This is a genomic window from Micromonospora vulcania (assembly GCF_042658605.1).
In the GTDB taxonomy this organism is placed as follows: domain Bacteria; phylum Actinomycetota; class Actinomycetes; order Mycobacteriales; family Micromonosporaceae; genus Micromonospora; species Micromonospora vulcania.
On the sequence record NZ_JBHSQS010000011.1, the window covers coordinates 237,704 to 254,508 of the forward strand.

Sequence of the window (16,805 nt, forward strand, 5' to 3'; positions counted from 1 at the left end):
GCGAATCGGGCGCCAACGGGCGGGGACCCGCCGGTGTCGATGGATAACCGACCGGACGGCGCTGGTGTAAGGGGACGCCGGCGCCTCCGGGGACCGGATCCGCGCTGCTCAGCGCGGGGGCTCAGGGTGGGCGAACGGTACGGCCGAGGTGACCGTCAGATCGGCCGGCTCGGATCGGCCGTCCTCCTCGATCGGCTCCTGGCGGCGACGCCAACCGCGGCCCGCGCCACCGGCCAGGTCGTCGTCGGCCGCTGGCCCGGCCGGGCCGCCGTCGAGGGCGGCCGCCGGCAGTCGCAGCGCCGCGCCGAGCAGCAGGCAGGCGACGAACGCCATCACCAGTCCGCGGCCGTACTCGGCCCGGAAGCCTTCCTGGGCGGTGTAGAGGAGGCTGCGTTGGGCGGGGTCATCGAGCGTCGTCGCGGCGGCGATCAGCAGCGCCAGCAGGGCGCCGGTCAGGGTGAGCCCGGCCAACCGGGCATTCGGCCGGATGGCGGCCGTGCCCCGCAGCGCCAGCGCCACGATGCAGACCAGGCCGAGCAGCCCGACCAGATAGCCGACCCCGAAACCGCCGACCTCGGACAACCCGGCCGGCACCTCGATCGAGCTGTCCGGGCCGGGCCCGCCGTCCGGGACGGTCATCACCAGCCACTCGCCGACCAGCGAGGCGACCCCGGCCACCGCACCGAGCCCGGCCAACAGCAGGGGCACCCGGGGGTCCCGGGTCAGACCGGCCAGGGACCGGCGGAACTGGCGCCGCCGGGCCGGCGGCTCATCGGCGGCCCACTCGATCACGGCCGGGCCGTCGGACCGGTCGCCCTGCCGGGGGATCGGCAACTCCTCGGACATCGGCCATCCTTCCGCCGGTCACGCACCTGTCACGAATCATGGCACAACCTGCAGATTGTGACCGGAATCGCAGGGCGGGCGTCGGTGTCGGTCGGTCGCTCGGTGGTCGCCTTTCCGCTAGCGTTCTGGCTATGCCAATCCGTACCGCTTCCGCACAATGGCAGGGCAATCTCACCGAGGGCGCGGGCACTGTCCGCACCGGTAAGGGCGGCCTGTCCGGCAACTACTCGTTCAAGTCGCGCTTCGAGGAGGGTGAGGGCACCAACCCCGAGGAGCTGATCGCGGCCGCGCACGCCGGCTGCTTCTCGATGGCGTTCTCAAAGGCCCTCGCCGACGCGGGCTCGACCCCCACCTCGGTCGAGACCACCGCGAAGGTCCACCTGGACACCACCGACGCCGGCCCGACCGTGACCCGGATCGACCTCGAGACCGTAGGCCAGGTGCCGGGCGTCGACGAGGCCGAGTTCCAGAAGATCGCCGAGGCCGCCAAGGCCGGCTGCCCGATCTCCCGCCTGCTCTCGCCGGGCGCCGAGATCACCCTCACCGCCCGCCTGGCCTCCTGACTCGGCCGACCCGTACGCCAGACGTTTCCGCAGCGAGCGGCCGCCCAGTCCGGGTGGCCGCTCGCGGCGTAAAGGCGCGGACCTCGATCGGGGTCGCGGAATCGTGACCCGGGTCGGTCGGGTCGGCATCGGGCAGAATGGGTGGCGTGCCGGTGGAGATGAACCGCGAGCGCTTCGAGGAACTGGTCGGCGACGCCCTCGACGAGGTGCCCGAGGAACTGCTCCGCCTGATGAGCAACGTGGTGATCCTGGTCGAGGACGACCCACCGCGGGGCGACCCGCACCTGCTCGGCCTCTACGAGGGGCACGCGCTGACCAGCCGAGGCTGGGACTACTCGGGCGTACTGCCCGACCGGATCTTCATCTACCGTCGGCCGATCCTGCGCATCTGTGACAGCGACGAGGACGTCGTCGACGAGGTGGCGGTGACCGTGGTGCACGAGATCGCCCATCATTTCGGCATCGACGACGAACGACTGCACGCGCTGGGCTGGGGCTGAGAGACCGCCGATGGTCCGCGCGCCGGACCCGCCACGCCGCTCGGCTGATGGCCCGTGGTTGCTCCGGTCGCCTACCGTCGGTGCAGCGAACGCGACCCTTTTCAGGAGGCACCTTTCATGCGCAGCGAGCTGTTCTCCGCGGAAAATCTGGAGAAGGAGTCCGCACAGGCCGGCATGCGGCTGCAGAACTCCAAGATGTTGAAGATCGAGCTCAACGGCGAGGCGATGGCCCGGGTCGGGTCGATGGTCGCCTACCAGGGGCAGGTGCAGTTCCAGGCGCTGGGCTCCGGCGGGCTCGGCAAGTTCCTCAAGCAGAAGCTCACCGGCGAGGGCGTCCCGCTGATGAAGATCTCCGGCCAGGGTGACGTCTTCCTCGCCGAGTTGGCCAAGGACGTGCACATCATCGATCTGGAGCCGGGCGACGCGCTCTCCATCAACGGCTCCAGCGTGCTCGCCTTCGACTCGACCCTGCAGTACGACATCAGGATGGTCGGCGGTGCCGGAATGGCCTCCTCGTCCGGCCTGTTCAACTGCGTGTTCAGCGGGTACGGCCGGATCGCCATCACCACCAAGGGCACCCCGGTGGTGCTCAACGTGGACGCCCCGACGTACGTCGACCCGCAGGCGGCGGTCTGCTGGTCGGCCAACCTCCAGACCGGCTACCACCGAGCCGAGCAGCTCGGCCTCGGCACGCTGCTCGGTCGACGTACCGGCGAGTCGTTCACGATGAGCTTCGCCGGTCAGGGCTTCGTGGTGGTGCAGCCGTCCGAGGAGCCGCCGATCATGGGCAGCGGGACGCAGCAGCAAGAGGGCGGTCTGCTCGGCGGTCTGCTGAGCTGACACGGCGGTTGCGGGCGCTCCCGGCTCGGGGGCGCCGGCAACCGTACGGTCAGGTCAGCTCGCCGGAACGCAGCCGGGTCAGCCAAGCAGCCGCGTCGGCGTAGTCGACGTCGGACAGACCGGCCGGCGCGGGCACCGGTCGGTCGCTGGCCGTCGGGGCCCAGCGGTGTCGGGGGTACGAGCCCAGGAAGCGGACATCGGCACAGACCCGGTGCAGCCCCTGCAACGCCTCGCCCAGCCGTACGTCCGCGACGTGCCCGGTGCAGTCCAGGAAGAAGACGTACCGGCCCAACGCCTCGCCGGTCGGGCGAGACTCGATCCGGGTCAGGTTGACCCCCCGGACGGCCAGCTCCATCAGCACCGACAGCAGCGCGCCGACCCGGTCGTGGGCGATGAACACCGCGAGTGAGGTGAGGTCGTCGCCGGTCGGTGGCGGTGGCGTCCCGGGGCGGGAGACCAGCGCGAACCGGGTCACCGCGTCGGGGTGGTCGGCGATCTTGTCGGCGAGCACCGCGAGCCGGTTCCTGGTCGCCCCGATCGGCGCGCAGATCGCGGCGTCGTAATCGCCTGAGGCGGCGCCAGCGGCAGCCGCGCCGTTGGAGAGCACGTCGACGACCACCGCGTCGGGCAGGTGATTGCGGAGCCATCCCCGGCACTGGGTGGACGCCTGCGGATGGGCCGCCACCGTGCGGACCGAGCTGAGCGGGGTGCCCGGTCGGGCACCGATCACGAACTCGACCGGCAGGATCACCTCCCGGACGATCACCAACGGCTCGCCCTCGGCCATTTCGTCCAGCGTGACGCCGACCGCGCCGCCGATGGAGTTCTCCAGCGGCACCAGCGCGGCGTCGGCGTCGCCGGCTCGGACGCTGTCCAGCGCCTCCCCGACGCTGCGGGCGGGCGTACGACTGCCCCGCTCGGCGGCGGGGACGGTGCGCAGGGCCTGCTCGGCGAAGGTGCCCTCCGGACCGAGGTAGACGAAGCGTGTCGGCGGTGTACCCGGCATACCGTTCAGCCTACGCACCCGGCCCGACGACCGGGCCGGCGTCGCAGGCGAGTGTCCGGATGCCGGCCGGGCTGGTGGCCCGTACCTCGATGGTGCACACATCGGTGCCGGCGGTGACCAGCTCGGGTCCGGCGGACCGGCCGCGGGTGACCACCTGAAGCTCCTCGTGCCCGGTCACCTCCAGCACGGTGTACTGCCAGTCGGCGGCGCAGAGCGGCCCGGTACGGACCCGGACCTGGACGTTGTCCGGGAGTACCGCCGCGCGGCCGCGCAGCAGCTGCACCACCCGTTGCCCGGTCGGCCCGTTCCGGCAGGCCGTGGCGACCAGCCCGGCGTCCGGGGTGGCCGACATGGTGCCGGTCGGCGGTGTGGTGGGCCTGCTGCTCGGGATGCCGGTCGGGCTGGGCGCCGTTGGTGCGCCACTGCCGGTCGGCACCGTCGCCGGGTCGCGGAGTTCGGGTGGGGCGCCGCAGCCGGTCAGCACCCCGATCGCGAGCAGGGCGAGCGCAGCCGACAGGACCCGGGTAGCGGGCCGCGGCTGCCGGGTCGCCGTCGAGATGCGGGGCGCCGGTGGGACGCGGGTCGTCGCCCGCGGTGGGGCGTACGCGCGGCGGGGCGGGGTGAACGGCACGGGCCGATCCTCGGGACTTCGGAGAACGTCGTGGCGGCCGGGTGGCCGAGCCCATCGTAGGGGGAGCGGCCGGCCGGGTGAAGCTCAGCCGAGGACGCGGTGCCCGGCACGTTCCAGCGCGGCGGTGCCCTCGGCCAGCCGGACGGCCGGCACCAGCAGGTAGTCGGTGTCGAAGGTGGAGAACGTGACCACGCTGACCCGGGCTCCCGCGAGCGGGTCGACCAGAGCCGCCAGGGTGCCGGTGCCGGCCGCCTCCAGCGGGCCGGCGACCCGCAGGCAACGCCACGCGGTCTCCACCACGGCCTGTGCCGGCGCACGATCGGTCGGGCAGATCACCGAGATCCCGTCGGCGGTCCAGCTCACCGTCACCACGTCGGTGCGGCCCAGCCCGCTCGACAGCGCGTACGGCAGGGCGGTGCCGGCGGCCAACCGGCACACGGCGTACTCCCCCGGCAGCAGAGCGATATCGAGCATGAGGGCACCTTACGGCCTCGGCGCGGACCCATCCCGACATCGCCGCGTACACACTCCGTCGGAGCTCAGACCTCGGAGAAGAAGGTGAGCGAGCCGGCCACGTCACCGTCGGCCAGCACCGGGGTGGAGATCGCGTCGACGGTCGCGTCGGAGCTGTCCGGTGAGGCCGCCTGCACGCGGATCAGCCCGCGGGCGAGTCGCCCGGAGGTGAGCGCCAGCAGGGGCGGGATCTTGTCGACCTCGGCCTCGGTCAGCACGTTCCGGTTGGCGGTGAAGTCCAGCAGGCGCAGCCCACCGTCGAGCAGTGGCCGCCCGACCAGGCCGGCCGGGTCGCCGAGGCAGAGCAGCTCGCAGCCGGCCGAGGAGATCGCCACGACCCGGGTGGCCGCGTCGATCAGCAGGCATGGCTCGTCGGCCCGGGAGACCGTCGAGGACCACTGGCCGACGTTGTCGGACTCCGGCTCGGACGAGGCCCGCGCCGTCGGCACGAACACTTCCGAGAGCGAGAGTTCGACGTGGGCCACCGCGCCTCCTATGTACACCGACGGACTGTCCACGCTAGCGGGTCGCCGACAGAACCATCGAGCGCACCGGGGTCACCGAGCCGCGCTGCCCGAACCGGGGCGGCCGGTGACGGCGCGGGTGACCGGTGGGGTCGGGGGGACCGGAGCCGCGTGGCGTCGCCGGTGACGTTACCGGCGGCTGGCCGGCTTGTCAGCGGCCGTTCGGCCCTCGTCATACCACCGGTAGTCGGCTGTTGGACGGTAAGTGCCCTTCAGCCAGGTGCCGGGGTGCTGCGCGACCCGGGACAGCTTCTCGGCGGTGGCCGGGCTGATCCGGCTGCCACCGGCCACGAGGAGCCGGTCGAGCTCCCGGTGGGTGGCCATCATGCAGTCCTTCGGCAGGCCGTAGACGCTGATCACGCCGGAGCCGACGAAGGTCAGCACCGGAGACACCGGAACGGGCAGCCCCACCGCGTCGGAGAGGGCCTTGCTCGCCCGCTTGGCATCCCGGCGGGCCTCTGCCACGTACGGAGGCCGCTTGCCGTTGATCTGGACGACGTCCCCGGCGACGAGCACGCGGGCCCGGCCGTGGTCGGCGATGGTCACCGCGAACAGGCCGCTCGGCCCGATGGCGAGGAACCCGGCCCGCTCGTCCTGGTCGCGGTCGAGCAGGACGTCCGCCACATCGGTGCGGGGCCACTCGATCACGTGCCAGGCCGGCCCGAGATGGTCGAGCTGGCCCAGCGCCCGTGCTCCGGCCGCCTCCAGCCGCCGAGCGCCCCGCTCGGCCCGACGACGGCGTGCCCATTCGAGCGGTGTCGGACGGACCGGTTGGAGCGCCCCCGGGGAGTCGACCCGGGGATGGGGCACCGCGACGGGCGGCAGTGCCCGTGCGGTCGGTACGGCTCGTCGGGCGGGAAAGACAGTCATCGCGACCTCCGGCAAAAGGTCCCTCGAAGTTATGTCCTCACTACCCTACGTTGCTACTCCCGGTGTTCTGCAAGCCGGAGCGCCGGAGTGACTGTGGATGAATGCCATATTCATCCACAGTTCTTTTCTCGGATGCCGCCAAACCCTGCCCTACGCTGCGGGAGTGACCCACTACGTCGACAGTGAAGTCGGCCGGCTCGGCACCGTACTGCTGCACCGGCCCGGCCCGGAACTGGCCCGGCTCACCCCCCGCAACAACGACTCGCTCCTGTTCGACGCGATCCCCTGGGTCGGCCGAGCGCAGGAGGAGCACGACGCGTTCGCCGCCGCGCTGCGCGAGCGTGGGGTCGAGGTGCTCTACCTGGCCACCCTGCTGGCCGAGACACTGGCCGTCGAGGACGCCCGGGCCGAACTCACCGAGCAGGTGCTCCGGTCCCGCCGGCTCGGCGACACCCTGCGCGCCCGGGTCGCCGACCATCTCGCCTACCTGGACCCGGCCGCGCTGGCCGACGTGCTCACCGCCGGGCTGGCCCACGAGGAACTGCGGATCAGCTCCGAACGGCCGGGCGGTCTGGTCTACACGCTGATGGACCGGCACGATTTTGTCATCGACCCGCTGCCGAACCTGCTGTTCACCCGGGACTCATCGCTGTGGATCGGCGATCGGGTCGGTGTCACCAGCCTGGCCATGCCGGCCCGCCGTCGGGAGACCACCCTGACCGACGCGATCTACCGGCACCACCCGCGCTTCGCGGGCACCGAGTTCGTCTACCGGCCCGATCTCGAGCACCTGGAGGGCGGGGACGTGCTGCTGCTGGCCCCCGGGGTGCTGGCGGTCGGTGTGGGCGAGCGGACCACTCCGGCCGGTGCGGAACGCCTCGGCCGGCAGGTCTTCGCCGCCGGGCTGGCCCACACCATCCTGGTGGTGCCGATCGCCCAGGAGCGCGCCACCATGCACCTGGACACCGTCTGCACGATGGTCGACGTGGACGCCGTGCTGATGTATCCCAACATCGCCAGCACGCTCTCCGCGTACACCGTGATCGCCGGCGCGGACGGCGAGGACCCGCGGGTGGACGGCCCGGCGCCGTTCCTGCGGGCCGCCGCCGACGCGATGGACCTCGACCAGCTCCGGGTCATCGACACCGGGCTGGACCCGGTCACCGCGGAACGCGAGCAGTGGGACGACGGCAACAACACCCTCGCTCTGGCGCCTCGGCTCTGCGTCGGCTACGAGCGCAACACCGAGACCAACGCCCAACTGGAGCGGGCCGGCATCGAGGTGATCCCGATCGCCGGCTCGGAGCTGGGCTCCGGCCGGGGTGGCCCACGCTGTATGTCCTGCCCGATCGTCCGCGACCCACTGAAAGGAAGGGCCCCCTATTAACGCCTGGTGCATAACAAGGGTCCCTTCCTTGCACTCAGCGCAGGGTGAGCTGACGGCCTAGCAGCCCCTGGCGGGCACGCCGGCCGGCGGCGTCCAGCTCGTCGGTGGCGTTGAGCGCCTCGGCGTACCGCTTGGCGAACTGCGCCACCGGCTCCTCCCAGTCGGCCGCCGGGGTCTCCTCGGGCAGGTCCCAGACCGGCACCAGCCGGCCGTGCGCGCGGAACATGCCGGCGAAGCGGGTCTGCTCGCCGAGCGGCAGCGTGCCGGCCGCGCCGAGCCGGGCCAGCGCGTCCAGGGCGGCGTCCTCGTCGTCCGGCAACACCCAGCGCACGTGCGACTTCTCCGGCACCCGACACCAGTACGCGGCCTTCGCGGCGGTCAGCCGGACCGTCGGGTAGATGGCCGCGTTCGCCCGCTCCAGCGACGCCTGCACGGTCGGGTCGTCCGCGGCGCCGGGGTCGAGCCAGAACTCGAACCCTTCATGCATGGTGATCTCCAGCGGGCCGTCCACCAGGACGTCCTGCAACCGGGGGCCGGGGCCGGGCAGCGGTGGCACCGCCACCTGGCCGCCCGGCTCGGTCCGCAGCGCGCAGAGCAGCGCCTCGGCGAGGTCCCTGGAGACGTCGCCGGACTGCTGGTGACGCTGCAGACCGATCAGCACCCGGCCGTCCGGCTTGGTCATCGCCGGCGCGGCCATCGGCAGCACCGTGGCCAGCGTCGCCGGCCGGTCACCGAATTCCTCGACCAGGGCGGGCGCCAGCCGCAGCGGCGCGGAGGCGGCGGGCACCAGTTCCCGCAACGCGATCCACTCGGGCTCGTCGATGAGCCCCTCGAATGGTCGCGGTACGAAGATGTCCCGCACCTTGTCCCGCCGGGGGGCGGTGTCGGCTGCGCTGCGCTGGCTCTTTCGACGCTTGCTCACGGCGTCACAGCCTAGAGGCCCGACGGGCTCGCCGTGGCCGGGACCCGCCCCGAGCCGTCGCTCAGCCCGCCGCCACCAGGTCGGAACGGGGCGTCGGCGCCGGATCGAACTCCGCCCAGACGCGCTGGCCCAGCCCGTCCCGCTCGACGCCCCAGCGGGTGGCCAGGCCGGCCACGATGTGCAGGCCCCGCCCGTCCGCCGAGTCGGGGGTGGCCGCCCGGATCCGCGGCCCGGCGCCCGCGCCACCGTCGGTCACCCGCAGTTGGATCCGCGGCCCGTCGGCCGAGGGCCGCAACCGCCAGGCCACCCGGACCACCCCGCCGGGCAGCGGCCGGGCGTGCCGCACCGCGTTGCCCACCAACTCGGCGAGCACCGCGATCAGATCCGCAAGAAGCGTCGGGGGTACGACGTCCGCCAGATCGCTGGCGAGCCGGTGCCGGGCCAGCCGCGCGCCAGCGGGGTGGTGGGGGACCACCACGCACCATGCCCGTTCCCTCGCTGCCGCTGCCACCGTCGCCTCCACGTCGCGTCACCGCCGGTCAACCGCGCGGTAGCCGCACCTCTGCGACCGTACCGCCGCCGGTCCTCGGACGTAGGGATACCCATCCATTCTGCTGTTCAACGATCCGGCGGACGAGATAGAGGCCGAGCCCCGCTCCCGGATAGCCGCGTCGGTCGCCGGACTCGCCCTGCCAGAACCGGTCGAACGCCCGCTCCACGTGCTCCGATCGGATGCCGATGCCCCGGTCGCTGACCCGGAGCGCCACCAGTTGCCCGTCGACCCCGGCGGTGATCTCGATCGGCGAGTCCGGTGCCGAGTACTTGCCGGCGTTGGTCGCCAGCTCGGTCAGTACGGTGGCCAGGCTGGGCCGGTGGCCGAGCGCCTTGGGCAGGTCGGCAGGGAGGCGGAGCACCAGCCGGCGACGCAGCTCCGCCGGCAGGTCGACGACCGCGTGGCGCAGCGCGTCGCCCAGGTCGAACGGCGTGGGCGGCTCGTCCCCCGGCCCCGCCTCGGCGGCCGAGGAGAGCAGCCGGTCGACCAATCGGGCCAGCTCGTTGGCGCGCTGCCCGATCACCCGGGCGGCCTGCCGCCGGTCGGAGTCGGTCAACGACTCCCAGTGGTCGGTGAGGGTGTCCGCGTACCCCTTGATCACCGTGACCGGCGTGCGCAGCTCGTGGCTGGTCACCGCGACGAACAGCTCGCGGTCGTGGTCCCGGCGCTGCTGGTCGGTGATGTCGCGGAAGGTGACCACCCGCAGGCTGCCCGGGCCGGGCAGCTCACCGGAGGTGATCCGCAGCCAGCGCCCGTCCGGCAGCCGGTGGTCGCGGACCTGACCGGACGGCGGCAGCGGGAACGGCAGCTGACGACTCAGTGCCTGCTCCGATGCCCGACCGGTGACCTGGGCGGCGGCCGGGTTCCAGAGCCGGACGTAGCCGTCCCGGTCGACCACGGCCAACCCGTCGGCGAGCGCCGCCACCACCGGCCCGTCGCCGTGCACCGGCAGCCCGCTCTGGTCGCCGTACATGTGCGCGACGCAGGAGGCCAGGTAGGCGATCACCCCCTGCTGCTCGGCACCCGGTTCGTCGTCGTCCGCGTAGACCGCGTGCAGGCTGCCGACGGTGTGCCCGCCGATCTCGGCTCGGGAGACCGCCATCCAGCGCAGTCCGCAACCGGCCAGCTCGTCGGCGAGCTTGCCGGTGAGATGGCCGACCCGGACCTGACTGACCCGGGGGCCGGAGAGCAGACAGACGGTGTCCGGATCGTCGGCGGCAAGCGGGCGACCGAGGGTCCATTCCGCGGCACCGGTAGCGGCGATCACCCGGCCGCCGGCGGGGCCGAACTCGGCGAACGCCATGCCGGCCGCGCCGAGCGCGGGCTGGGCCACCCGGAGCAGTTGGGTGAGGACCGGCAACCCCGAGTCCCCGGAATTGATCATCTCGATGACCACGGTGTGGCCGGCGATGAGAGCGGGGAAATCGATACGCTCCGGCATGTGCCGAGTCTGCCCCGGCGACCCGGTTTTGGGCACCCCCGCCCGGCCGGTACCCCTCAGCGGTCCAGCCGGGCCAGGGCGTGCGCCGGCCGATCGGTGATGATGCCGTCGACCTCGGCGGCCAGCACCAGTTCCAGGTCCGCCGGGTCGTTCACCGTCCACACGTATACCTCGTTGCCGGCCGCGCGCAGTGCGGGCAGCAGTTGCGGGCGGGCCCGGACCAGGCCGATGCCGGGCCCGGCGATGCGGGCGCCGAAGGGCAGCCGGCCGAGCCGCAGCCAGGGCGGCAGCACCTCCAGCAGCAGCACCGTGGGCAGCGTCGGGGCCAGCTCGCGGACCCGCCGGACCGCCAGCGGGGAGAACGACATGACGGTGACCTGGACCGGAGCGCCCGGCACCGGATCGGCCAGCCCGTATTGGCGCAGCAGGGCGACCAGCCGCCGCTCGACGTTCGAGCCGTAGCGGGACGGGTGCTTCGTCTCGACCAGCAGCCGGACCGGTCGGCCGGCGGCCAGCACCGCGTCCAGCAGCCGGGCCAGGGTCAGCAGCCGGGTGTGCGACTCGTCCGGGGGCACGTCACCGCTCGACGCGCTGCCCGGATGCCACGAGCCGAAGTCGAGGGCCTCCAGCTCGGCGAGGGTACGGGCACTGACCAGGCCGCGACCGTTGCTGGTGCGATCCAGCCGCCGGTCGTGTACGCAGACCAGGTGCCCGTCGCGGGTCAGCCGGACATCGCACTCCAGGCCGTCGGCACCCTCGTCGAGGGCGCGCAGGTAGGCGGCGAGGGTGTGCTCCGGAAGGTCGTACGAGGCGCCGCGGTGCGCGAAGACCAGAGGTCCGCCCATCCCCGCCGCCTCAGATGACCCGGCCGGGCTGCCCGTCCGCGCCGACCACCGGCCGCCCGACGGCCGCCCACTGGCGCATCCCGCCGTCGGCGTTGCGTACCTGCTCCCAGCCGTTGTTGACCAGGTAGGCGACGACCTGGGCGGAGCGTCCGCCGGAGCGGCAGATGACCGTCACGTCCCGGTCGGTGGGCACCTCGGCCAGCCGAGCCGGCAGTTCCATCATCGGCAGGTGGTGGGCGTTGGGAGCATGGCCGGCGGCCCACTCGTCGTCCTCGCGGACGTCGAGCAGGTAGGTGTCGTCGGCGATCTCGGTCACGGGCATGGTGGGAACCTGGGGTCCGAACACAGGAAGCAACACTAGATCCTCGCCGGCCGGATCGACACCGACCCGGCCGTCGGCACGGTCACAACCGGGTCACCCAGCGCGGGTTGGCCTGCGCCCAGTCCGACACCCGCGTGTCGCGGACGGCCTCGAAGAGCCCGTTGCCCCCGTTGTCCAGTACCACGTAGGAGACCTCGTCGATGGTCTGCGGGGACGAGGGCACCTGGACGCCGCGCATCCCGTCGGCCGGCAGCGCGCGCAGCGCGAGGAGCAGGTCCTCCAGGGGTACGCCGTTGGTGTCGACGGTGAGCGAGCCGCCGACCGCCCGGAGTACCCGGTCCAGCTTGACCGGGTTGCTGCGCAGGTCGGACTGGCCGGCGCGGTCCAGCATCGCCCGGAGCAGTTGTTGCTGGTGGTGCTGTCGGTCGTAATCGCCGCCGGGCAGGTTGTAGCGCTGCCGTACGTAGTCCAGCGCCTGCGCACCGTCCATCTGCTGGCAGCCGGTGGGGAAGACCCGGTTGGTGTGGATCGAGCGGACCTCGGTGTCCACGCACATCTGCACCCCGCCGAGCAGGTCGATCACCTTCCGGAAGCCGGAGAAGTCGATCAGCGCGGCACCGTCGAACCGGATGCCGGTGAGCCGGTTCAGGGTGGCGGAGAGCAGTCGGGCACCGGCTTCCCCACCGCCGCCGTGCTCGTACGCCGCATTGATCTTGTCCTGGCCGCCGCCGAAGCCGTTCGCGGGCGGGATGGCGACGAGCAGGTCGCGCGGGATGGAGACCAGGTACGCCTCCCGCCGCCCCTCCGGCACGTGCACGATGAGGATGGTGTCCGAGCGCTGGTCCGGGCCGGTGTCGCCGGGACGCCGGTCGGAGCCGACCAGTAGGTAGTTGAGCGCCCCGTCCAGGTCGGTCCGGTCGGTGCGGGCGTCGGCGTCGAGGAGTTGCTCCTTGGCCACCGCGCGGTCGTACCGGTGGCTGAGCATCTTGAGCCCGGCCACCGCGAGGCCGGCCAGCAGGACGAGGGTGAGGCCGACGCCGAGCAGGATCCGGGAGCCGCGGGCACGAGGTGGCCGGGCGGTGTGGGGCGCGCCGGCCCGGCCCGCCGCGTTCCGTCCTGACCTGGACGTGACCGTCTCCCCGCAGCCGAGATGTGAAACCTGCTCACATCAGGCTACGGGCCGTGACGGTACGTTCGCCGGCTTTCCGCGACCTCCGGCCGATCGTCGCCCAATGGCGAGGTCGACCGGCGGCGGTCACTTGCGGCTGGACATCATCTCGGGGTGGGCGAAGACGAACTCGGCCAGCTTGTCCTGCTTGACCGCCCGGAACATGTCCATCGTCTCGGCGTTCAGCGCCTCGCGCTTGTTCTCGTTGCCGTTGAAGGTGCCGTTGTTGGTCTTGAGCATGGTCAGCTCGTTCGCGGTCACCCCGCGCATGGTGAAGATGAAGTTCTCGATCGGTACGCCGCCGGTGTCCAGCACGAACGCCTTACCGGCCGCCTTGATCAGCTGCTGGAGCTTCGCCGGGTTCTTCAGCGTGCCGCCGTCGGTGGCCTTCTTGGCCATCGCCTTGATCAGCTGTTGCTGGTTCTGCTGGCGGTCGTAGTCACCACCGGGCAGCCCGTAGCGCTGCCGGGCGTAGTCCAGCGCCGCCCAGCCCTCCATCTCCCGGCAGCCCTTCTTGTGCACCACCGGGGTCATCTGCTTGCCGGTCTTCTTGGCGTCCGCGTTCCACATCGGCTCGCCGTCGACGAACGACATGTGCTTCGACTTGACCTCGTGGCTCACGCAGATGCGCACCGTGCCGAGGGTGTCGATGACGTTCTTGAAACCGCCGAAGTTGATGATCGCCGCGCCGTCGAAGCTGACCCCGGTGAGCCGCTTGATGGTCTGGGCCATCAACTGGGCGCCACCCTCCCAGCCGCCGCCGTTGCTGGCACCGGCCTGGAACGCGGCATTGATCTTGTCAGTGCCGCCGGGGTAACGGCTCTTCGGGAAGGCCGGGATCTGCGCCTCGGTGTCCCGGGGAACGGAGATCAGGTACGCCTGGTCGTGGGAGGCCGGGATGTGCAGGATGATGATGCTGTCCGACCGGACGTTGTCGGCGGCCCAGCGCTCGCGCGCGTCCACGCCGAGCAGCAGCATGTCGATGGGGCCGTCCAGGCTCGCGCCGCCCTCGGCGTCGGTCTTGCCGGCTTCGCCGAGCAGGTTGCGCTGCGCGATGTCGCCGGTCGCCTGACCGATCAGCACCTTGGTGCCGACGATGGCCGCCCCGCTGCTGAGCATCAGCACGGCACCGAAGATCACGGTCAACCGCGCCCAGAGGGGATCCTTGCGCCGCTTCTTCGTCGACCCGCCACCACCGCCCGACCGGCCACCGTTGCCGGGCGGACGCCCGCCCGGGCCACCGCCGTTGGGGCCCGGCTGCATCGGAATGGGCCCGACGACTCGTCCGCTGGGCGCTGCGGGCGCGGCGGACGAAGGGCGACGGCTGGCCTGAACCGGCATGCGTGCTCCAGCTCGCGTGATCAGGAGGGGGGCGGCACCACTGTACGGACATCATTTCGACTTGGCGAGTTCATCCCGGGTCAATCCGGACGCCAATTTCGCCAACCTCGGTCGATCGTCGCCGCTCAATGAGCCGAACGGCCGGCCGTCGATCCGACGGCCGGCCCGTTCGCCCTGGGCCGTACCGCCAGTGCCCGCCACCCGGCGCGATCAGCCGCCGTCGGTGCCCTTCGGCTGATTGGCCGCGACCCAGTCCGCCATCTTGTCCGCCGCCATGGCCTGGTACATCGCCAGCGCCTTCTCCCGGTCCGAGACCACCACCGATTCACCGTTGATCGTGTCGCTGCCCGAGTTCGGGCTGGTCACGAAGGTGAGGTTCTGGCCGCGCAGGTTGCGGAACTGCAGCGCCATGTCGGTCACCGAGAAGCCCTGGTCGACGGTCACGGCCGCCGTCACCGACTGGAGGAAGTCGTTGAGCTTCTTGGGGTTGGCCAGCGTGCCGGTGCTCGCCGCCTTGTCCAGCAGCGCCCGGAGGAACTCCTGCTGGTGCCGCATCCGGGCGAAGTCCCCGTCCGGGAACTGCTTGCGCTGCCGGATCCAGTCCAGCGCCTCCGTGCCGTCCATGTGGTTGGTGCCCTTGGTGAACGTCCGGTACGGCTTGTGGATCGACGTGATGGTCCGCTCCACCTTGAGGTCGACCCCACCGAGAGCGTCGGTGACCTGCTTGAAGCCGGCGAAGTCGATCGCCATCACGTGGTCGATCCGGACGTCGGAGAAGCACTCCACGGTGCGGACCGCCAGCGGCAGCCCGCCGAACGCGAACGCCGCGTTGATCTTCGCGCGCTGGCCGGAGCCGCAGTCCGCGCCCGCGCTCTTCGGGATCGGCACGTAGAGGTCACGCGGGATGGAGACCAGATAGGCCTCCTGGTGGTCGGCCGGGATGTGCATCACGATGATCGTGTCGGCCCGCCACTGGCTCTTCGTGTCGACCGGTGCGTCCGGGTCCCGGGAGTCGCTACCGACCAGCAGGATGTTCAGCGCACCGTCGACAGTCTTGGCCGGCCGACCGCCGGTGATCTCCGCGAACGGATCGGTCCGGGCCAGGTCACCGTCGAGGTTGCGGGCGTACAGCCAGGCGCCGATGCCGCCGAGCAACCCCAGCACCAGCACCGCGATCCCGGCCACCAGGCCGATCCGACCCCAGCGTGGCCGCCGGCGCGGCCGACCGCCGCCACCCGGGCCGCCCGGGCCGGTCGGGCCGCCCGGCCGTACCGGACCCGACGGGCCGCCGGGACTCGGCCGCTCCTCGTCGGGCGACGGGTACCACTGCGCCTCGGTCGGACGGGCACGGCCGGAGGCGCTCCGGTCGGGGCCGGGCACCGAGGCGCGCCCGGTGCTGCGGTGCAGATACGGGTACGGGGCGCCGGCAGACGAGGTCGCTGACATGTAACTCAGGGTACGTAGCGGAGGCCACTACCGCCTTCAGGTGACACTCAGCGACCCGAGGCCTGTCGCGGGCCAGTTACCCTAGCCGCGCCCGGAAGTACTCGATCGTGCGCCGCAGGCCGTCTTCGGGCGCCACGGCCGGCTCGTATCCGAGCAGGTTGCGGGCGAGGGTCAGGTCGGGGCGGCGCATCTCCGGGTCGTCCGAGCTGCGGGTGATGTAGGTCACCTGCGAGGTGCTGTCGGAGAGCGACACGATCAACTCGGCCAGTTGCCGCATGGAGAGCTCGTGCTCGGTGCCGCAGTTGATCGGGCCGGTCTCGGTCGAGTCGAGCAGCAGCAGGATGCCGCGCACCAGGTCCTCGACGAAGCAGATGGACCGGGTCTGGTTGCCGGTGCCGTGCACGGTGATCGGCTCGCCGCGCAGCGCCTGGGAGATGAAGGTGGGGATGGCCCGGCCGTCGTCCGGGCGCATCCGCGGGCCGTACGTGTTGAAGATCCGGACGATCGCCGAGTCGAGCCCGCGGTAACGGTGGTACGCCATGGTGGCCGCCTCGGAGAAGCGCTTCGCCTCGTCGTAGACGCTGCGAACCCCGATCGGGTTGACGTTGCCCCAGTAGGTCTCGCGCTGCGGGTGCTCCTTCGGGTCCCCGTACGCCTCGGAGGTGGAGGCCATCAGGAACCGGGCGCCGTCGGCGGCCGCGCGGTCCAGCAGGTGCAGGGTGCCCACCGAGCCGACCCGGAGGATCTCGACCGGCAGTTGGTCGAAGTCGGTGGGGCTGGCCGGCGAGGCCATGTGCAGGATCGCGTCGAACCGCTCGGCCATTGCCGGGTGATGGGTCGGCAGACCCTCGGAGATGTCCGCCTCGACCAGCGTGAAGGTCGGCAGCTCCAGCAGGTGGGCGACGTTCTCCTTGGAGCCCGTGACGAAGTTGTCCAGCGCCACCACCGTGCAGCCCCGGGCGATCAGGGCGTCGACAAGGTGCGACGGGACGAAACCGGCGCCGCCGGTGACGAGGATGCGGTGACCGGAACCGAAGCGCTCAGCAACCTTCATACCGGCCAGCCTACCGACCCCGGAAATCAAGGA

Annotated in this window: 20 protein-coding genes; 5 read left to right on the forward strand and 15 right to left on the reverse strand. The window is 72.0% G+C overall.

Features of this window, described 5'->3' with window-relative positions; genetic code table 11:
- Nucleotides 1-108: 108 nt before the first annotated feature.
- The gene (locus tag ACFQGL_RS20325) at nucleotides 109-846 is read right to left on the reverse strand and encodes a hypothetical protein (protein ID WP_377513753.1); all 738 of its coding nucleotides are present in this window, start codon (nucleotides 844-846) and stop codon (nucleotides 109-111) included.
- A 131-nt stretch (nucleotides 847-977) separates the two neighbouring features.
- Here ACFQGL_RS20325 and ACFQGL_RS20330 point away from each other — a divergent pair, with 131 nt between their 5' ends.
- From ACFQGL_RS20330 to ACFQGL_RS20340, 3 genes are all read left to right on the forward strand, one after another.
- A complete protein-coding gene (locus ACFQGL_RS20330) occupies nucleotides 978-1,409 on the forward strand; it encodes an OsmC family protein (RefSeq protein WP_377513754.1) in 432 nt (143 codons plus the stop codon).
- Between the two features lie 152 nt (nucleotides 1,410-1,561).
- Nucleotides 1,562-1,909 (forward strand): metallopeptidase family protein, encoded by a 348-nt coding sequence (locus tag ACFQGL_RS20335; protein ID WP_377513798.1) that lies wholly within the window; start codon nucleotides 1,562-1,564, stop codon nucleotides 1,907-1,909.
- Between the two features lie 117 nt (nucleotides 1,910-2,026).
- Nucleotides 2,027-2,749 carry an AIM24 family protein gene (locus ACFQGL_RS20340; RefSeq protein ID WP_377513755.1) on the forward strand — a complete coding sequence of 241 codons (723 nt, stop codon included), beginning with the start codon at nucleotides 2,027-2,029 and terminating at the stop codon, nucleotides 2,747-2,749.
- 49 nt (nucleotides 2,750-2,798) lie between these two features.
- Here the strand turns inward: ACFQGL_RS20340 and pheA are convergent, their stop codons facing one another.
- The 5 genes from pheA to ACFQGL_RS20365 all read right to left on the reverse strand — a co-directional run bounded on the left by pheA (nucleotide 2,799) and on the right by ACFQGL_RS20365 (nucleotide 6,293).
- A complete protein-coding gene (gene pheA, locus ACFQGL_RS20345; RefSeq protein ID WP_377513756.1) occupies nucleotides 2,799-3,755 on the reverse strand; it encodes a prephenate dehydratase in 957 nt (318 codons plus the stop codon).
- Nucleotides 3,756-3,765: 10 nt separating this feature from the next.
- Nucleotides 3,766-4,272, reverse strand: a complete 507-nt coding sequence (locus tag ACFQGL_RS20350; RefSeq protein WP_377513799.1) for a hypothetical protein — start codon at nucleotides 4,270-4,272, stop codon at nucleotides 3,766-3,768.
- Between the two features lie 198 nt (nucleotides 4,273-4,470).
- Nucleotides 4,471-4,860, reverse strand: coding sequence for an ACT domain-containing protein (locus ACFQGL_RS20355; RefSeq protein ID WP_377513757.1), 390 nt, complete (start codon nucleotides 4,858-4,860; stop codon nucleotides 4,471-4,473).
- 65 nt (nucleotides 4,861-4,925) lie between these two features.
- Nucleotides 4,926-5,384, reverse strand: a complete 459-nt coding sequence (locus ACFQGL_RS20360) for a hypothetical protein (protein ID WP_377513758.1) — start codon at nucleotides 5,382-5,384, stop codon at nucleotides 4,926-4,928.
- Between the two features lie 168 nt (nucleotides 5,385-5,552).
- Nucleotides 5,553-6,293: a hypothetical protein gene (locus tag ACFQGL_RS20365; RefSeq protein ID WP_377513759.1), complete on the reverse strand. Its 741-nt coding sequence runs from the start codon at nucleotides 6,291-6,293 to the stop codon at nucleotides 5,553-5,555.
- A gap of 163 nt (nucleotides 6,294-6,456) precedes the next feature.
- On the opposite strand from ACFQGL_RS20365, the gene ACFQGL_RS20370 reads away from it, so the two are divergent.
- The gene (locus tag ACFQGL_RS20370; RefSeq protein ID WP_377513760.1) at nucleotides 6,457-7,680 is read left to right on the forward strand and encodes an arginine deiminase; all 1,224 of its coding nucleotides are present in this window, start codon (nucleotides 6,457-6,459) and stop codon (nucleotides 7,678-7,680) included.
- A gap of 34 nt (nucleotides 7,681-7,714) precedes the next feature.
- On the opposite strand, the gene ACFQGL_RS20375 is transcribed toward ACFQGL_RS20370, so the two are convergent.
- From ACFQGL_RS20375 to ACFQGL_RS20400, 6 genes are all read right to left on the reverse strand, one after another.
- Entirely contained in the window at nucleotides 7,715-8,602 is an 888-nt protein-coding gene (locus ACFQGL_RS20375) for a DUF5926 family protein (RefSeq protein ID WP_377513761.1), read from the reverse strand.
- 61 nt (nucleotides 8,603-8,663) lie between these two features.
- Entirely contained in the window at nucleotides 8,664-9,080 is a 417-nt protein-coding gene (locus tag ACFQGL_RS20380) for an ATP-binding protein (RefSeq protein ID WP_377513800.1), read from the reverse strand.
- A gap of 61 nt (nucleotides 9,081-9,141) precedes the next feature.
- Entirely contained in the window at nucleotides 9,142-10,596 is a 1,455-nt protein-coding gene (locus tag ACFQGL_RS20385) for a PAS domain-containing sensor histidine kinase (RefSeq protein WP_377513762.1), read from the reverse strand.
- A 56-nt stretch (nucleotides 10,597-10,652) separates the two neighbouring features.
- Nucleotides 10,653-11,441: a glycerophosphodiester phosphodiesterase gene (locus tag ACFQGL_RS20390; RefSeq protein WP_377513763.1), complete on the reverse strand. Its 789-nt coding sequence runs from the start codon at nucleotides 11,439-11,441 to the stop codon at nucleotides 10,653-10,655.
- Nucleotides 11,442-11,451: 10 nt separating this feature from the next.
- A complete protein-coding gene (locus tag ACFQGL_RS20395) occupies nucleotides 11,452-11,787 on the reverse strand; it encodes a rhodanese-like domain-containing protein (RefSeq protein ID WP_377513764.1) in 336 nt (111 codons plus the stop codon).
- 58 nt (nucleotides 11,788-11,845) lie between these two features.
- Nucleotides 11,846-12,748 (reverse strand): LCP family protein, encoded by a 903-nt coding sequence (locus tag ACFQGL_RS20400; RefSeq protein ID WP_377513765.1) that lies wholly within the window; start codon nucleotides 12,746-12,748, stop codon nucleotides 11,846-11,848.
- Between ACFQGL_RS20400 and ACFQGL_RS20405 the strand changes: the two genes are divergently transcribed.
- Nucleotides 12,737-12,883 carry a hypothetical protein gene (locus ACFQGL_RS20405; RefSeq protein ID WP_377513766.1) on the forward strand — a complete coding sequence of 49 codons (147 nt, stop codon included), beginning with the start codon at nucleotides 12,737-12,739 and terminating at the stop codon, nucleotides 12,881-12,883. The two genes, ACFQGL_RS20400 and ACFQGL_RS20405, sit on opposite strands and share 12 nt — an antisense overlap.
- 135 nt (nucleotides 12,884-13,018) lie before the next feature.
- On the opposite strand, the gene ACFQGL_RS20410 is transcribed toward ACFQGL_RS20405, so the two are convergent.
- The 3 genes from ACFQGL_RS20410 to ACFQGL_RS20420 form a co-directional block, all read right to left on the reverse strand.
- The gene (locus ACFQGL_RS20410; RefSeq protein WP_377513767.1) at nucleotides 13,019-14,272 is read right to left on the reverse strand and encodes an LCP family protein; all 1,254 of its coding nucleotides are present in this window, start codon (nucleotides 14,270-14,272) and stop codon (nucleotides 13,019-13,021) included.
- A gap of 210 nt (nucleotides 14,273-14,482) precedes the next feature.
- The gene (locus ACFQGL_RS20415) at nucleotides 14,483-15,718 is read right to left on the reverse strand and encodes an LCP family protein (RefSeq protein WP_377513768.1); all 1,236 of its coding nucleotides are present in this window, start codon (nucleotides 15,716-15,718) and stop codon (nucleotides 14,483-14,485) included.
- 76 nt (nucleotides 15,719-15,794) lie between these two features.
- Nucleotides 15,795-16,772, reverse strand: coding sequence for an NAD-dependent epimerase/dehydratase family protein (locus tag ACFQGL_RS20420; protein ID WP_377513769.1), 978 nt, complete (start codon nucleotides 16,770-16,772; stop codon nucleotides 15,795-15,797).
- Nucleotides 16,773-16,805 lie beyond the last annotated feature (33 nt).

Bases quoted from the DNA above. Each gene is read 5' to 3' on its own strand.
- ACFQGL_RS20325 (WP_377513753.1), bottom strand. From the start codon at position 846: ATGTCCGAGGAGTTGCCGATCCCCCGGCAGGGCGACCGGTCCGACGGC.
- ACFQGL_RS20330 (WP_377513754.1), top strand. From the start codon at position 978: ATGCCAATCCGTACCGCTTCCGCACAATGGCAGGGCAATCTCACCGAG.
- ACFQGL_RS20340 (WP_377513755.1), top strand. From the start codon at position 2,027: ATGCGCAGCGAGCTGTTCTCCGCGGAAAATCTGGAGAAGGAGTCCGCA.
- pheA (WP_377513756.1), bottom strand. From the start codon at position 3,755: ATGCCGGGTACACCGCCGACACGCTTCGTCTACCTCGGTCCGGAGGGC.
- ACFQGL_RS20355 (WP_377513757.1), bottom strand. From the start codon at position 4,860: ATGCTCGATATCGCTCTGCTGCCGGGGGAGTACGCCGTGTGCCGGTTG.
- ACFQGL_RS20365 (WP_377513759.1), bottom strand. From the start codon at position 6,293: ATGACTGTCTTTCCCGCCCGACGAGCCGTACCGACCGCACGGGCACTG.
- ACFQGL_RS20385 (WP_377513762.1), bottom strand. From the start codon at position 10,596: ATGCCGGAGCGTATCGATTTCCCCGCTCTCATCGCCGGCCACACCGTG.
- ACFQGL_RS20390 (WP_377513763.1), bottom strand. From the start codon at position 11,441: ATGGGCGGACCTCTGGTCTTCGCGCACCGCGGCGCCTCGTACGACCTT.
- ACFQGL_RS20400 (WP_377513765.1), bottom strand. From the start codon at position 12,748: ATGCTCAGCCACCGGTACGACCGCGCGGTGGCCAAGGAGCAACTCCTC.
- ACFQGL_RS20410 (WP_377513767.1), bottom strand. From the start codon at position 14,272: ATGCCGGTTCAGGCCAGCCGTCGCCCTTCGTCCGCCGCGCCCGCAGCG.
- ACFQGL_RS20415 (WP_377513768.1), bottom strand. From the start codon at position 15,718: ATGTCAGCGACCTCGTCTGCCGGCGCCCCGTACCCGTATCTGCACCGC.
- ACFQGL_RS20420 (WP_377513769.1), bottom strand. From the start codon at position 16,772: ATGAAGGTTGCTGAGCGCTTCGGTTCCGGTCACCGCATCCTCGTCACC.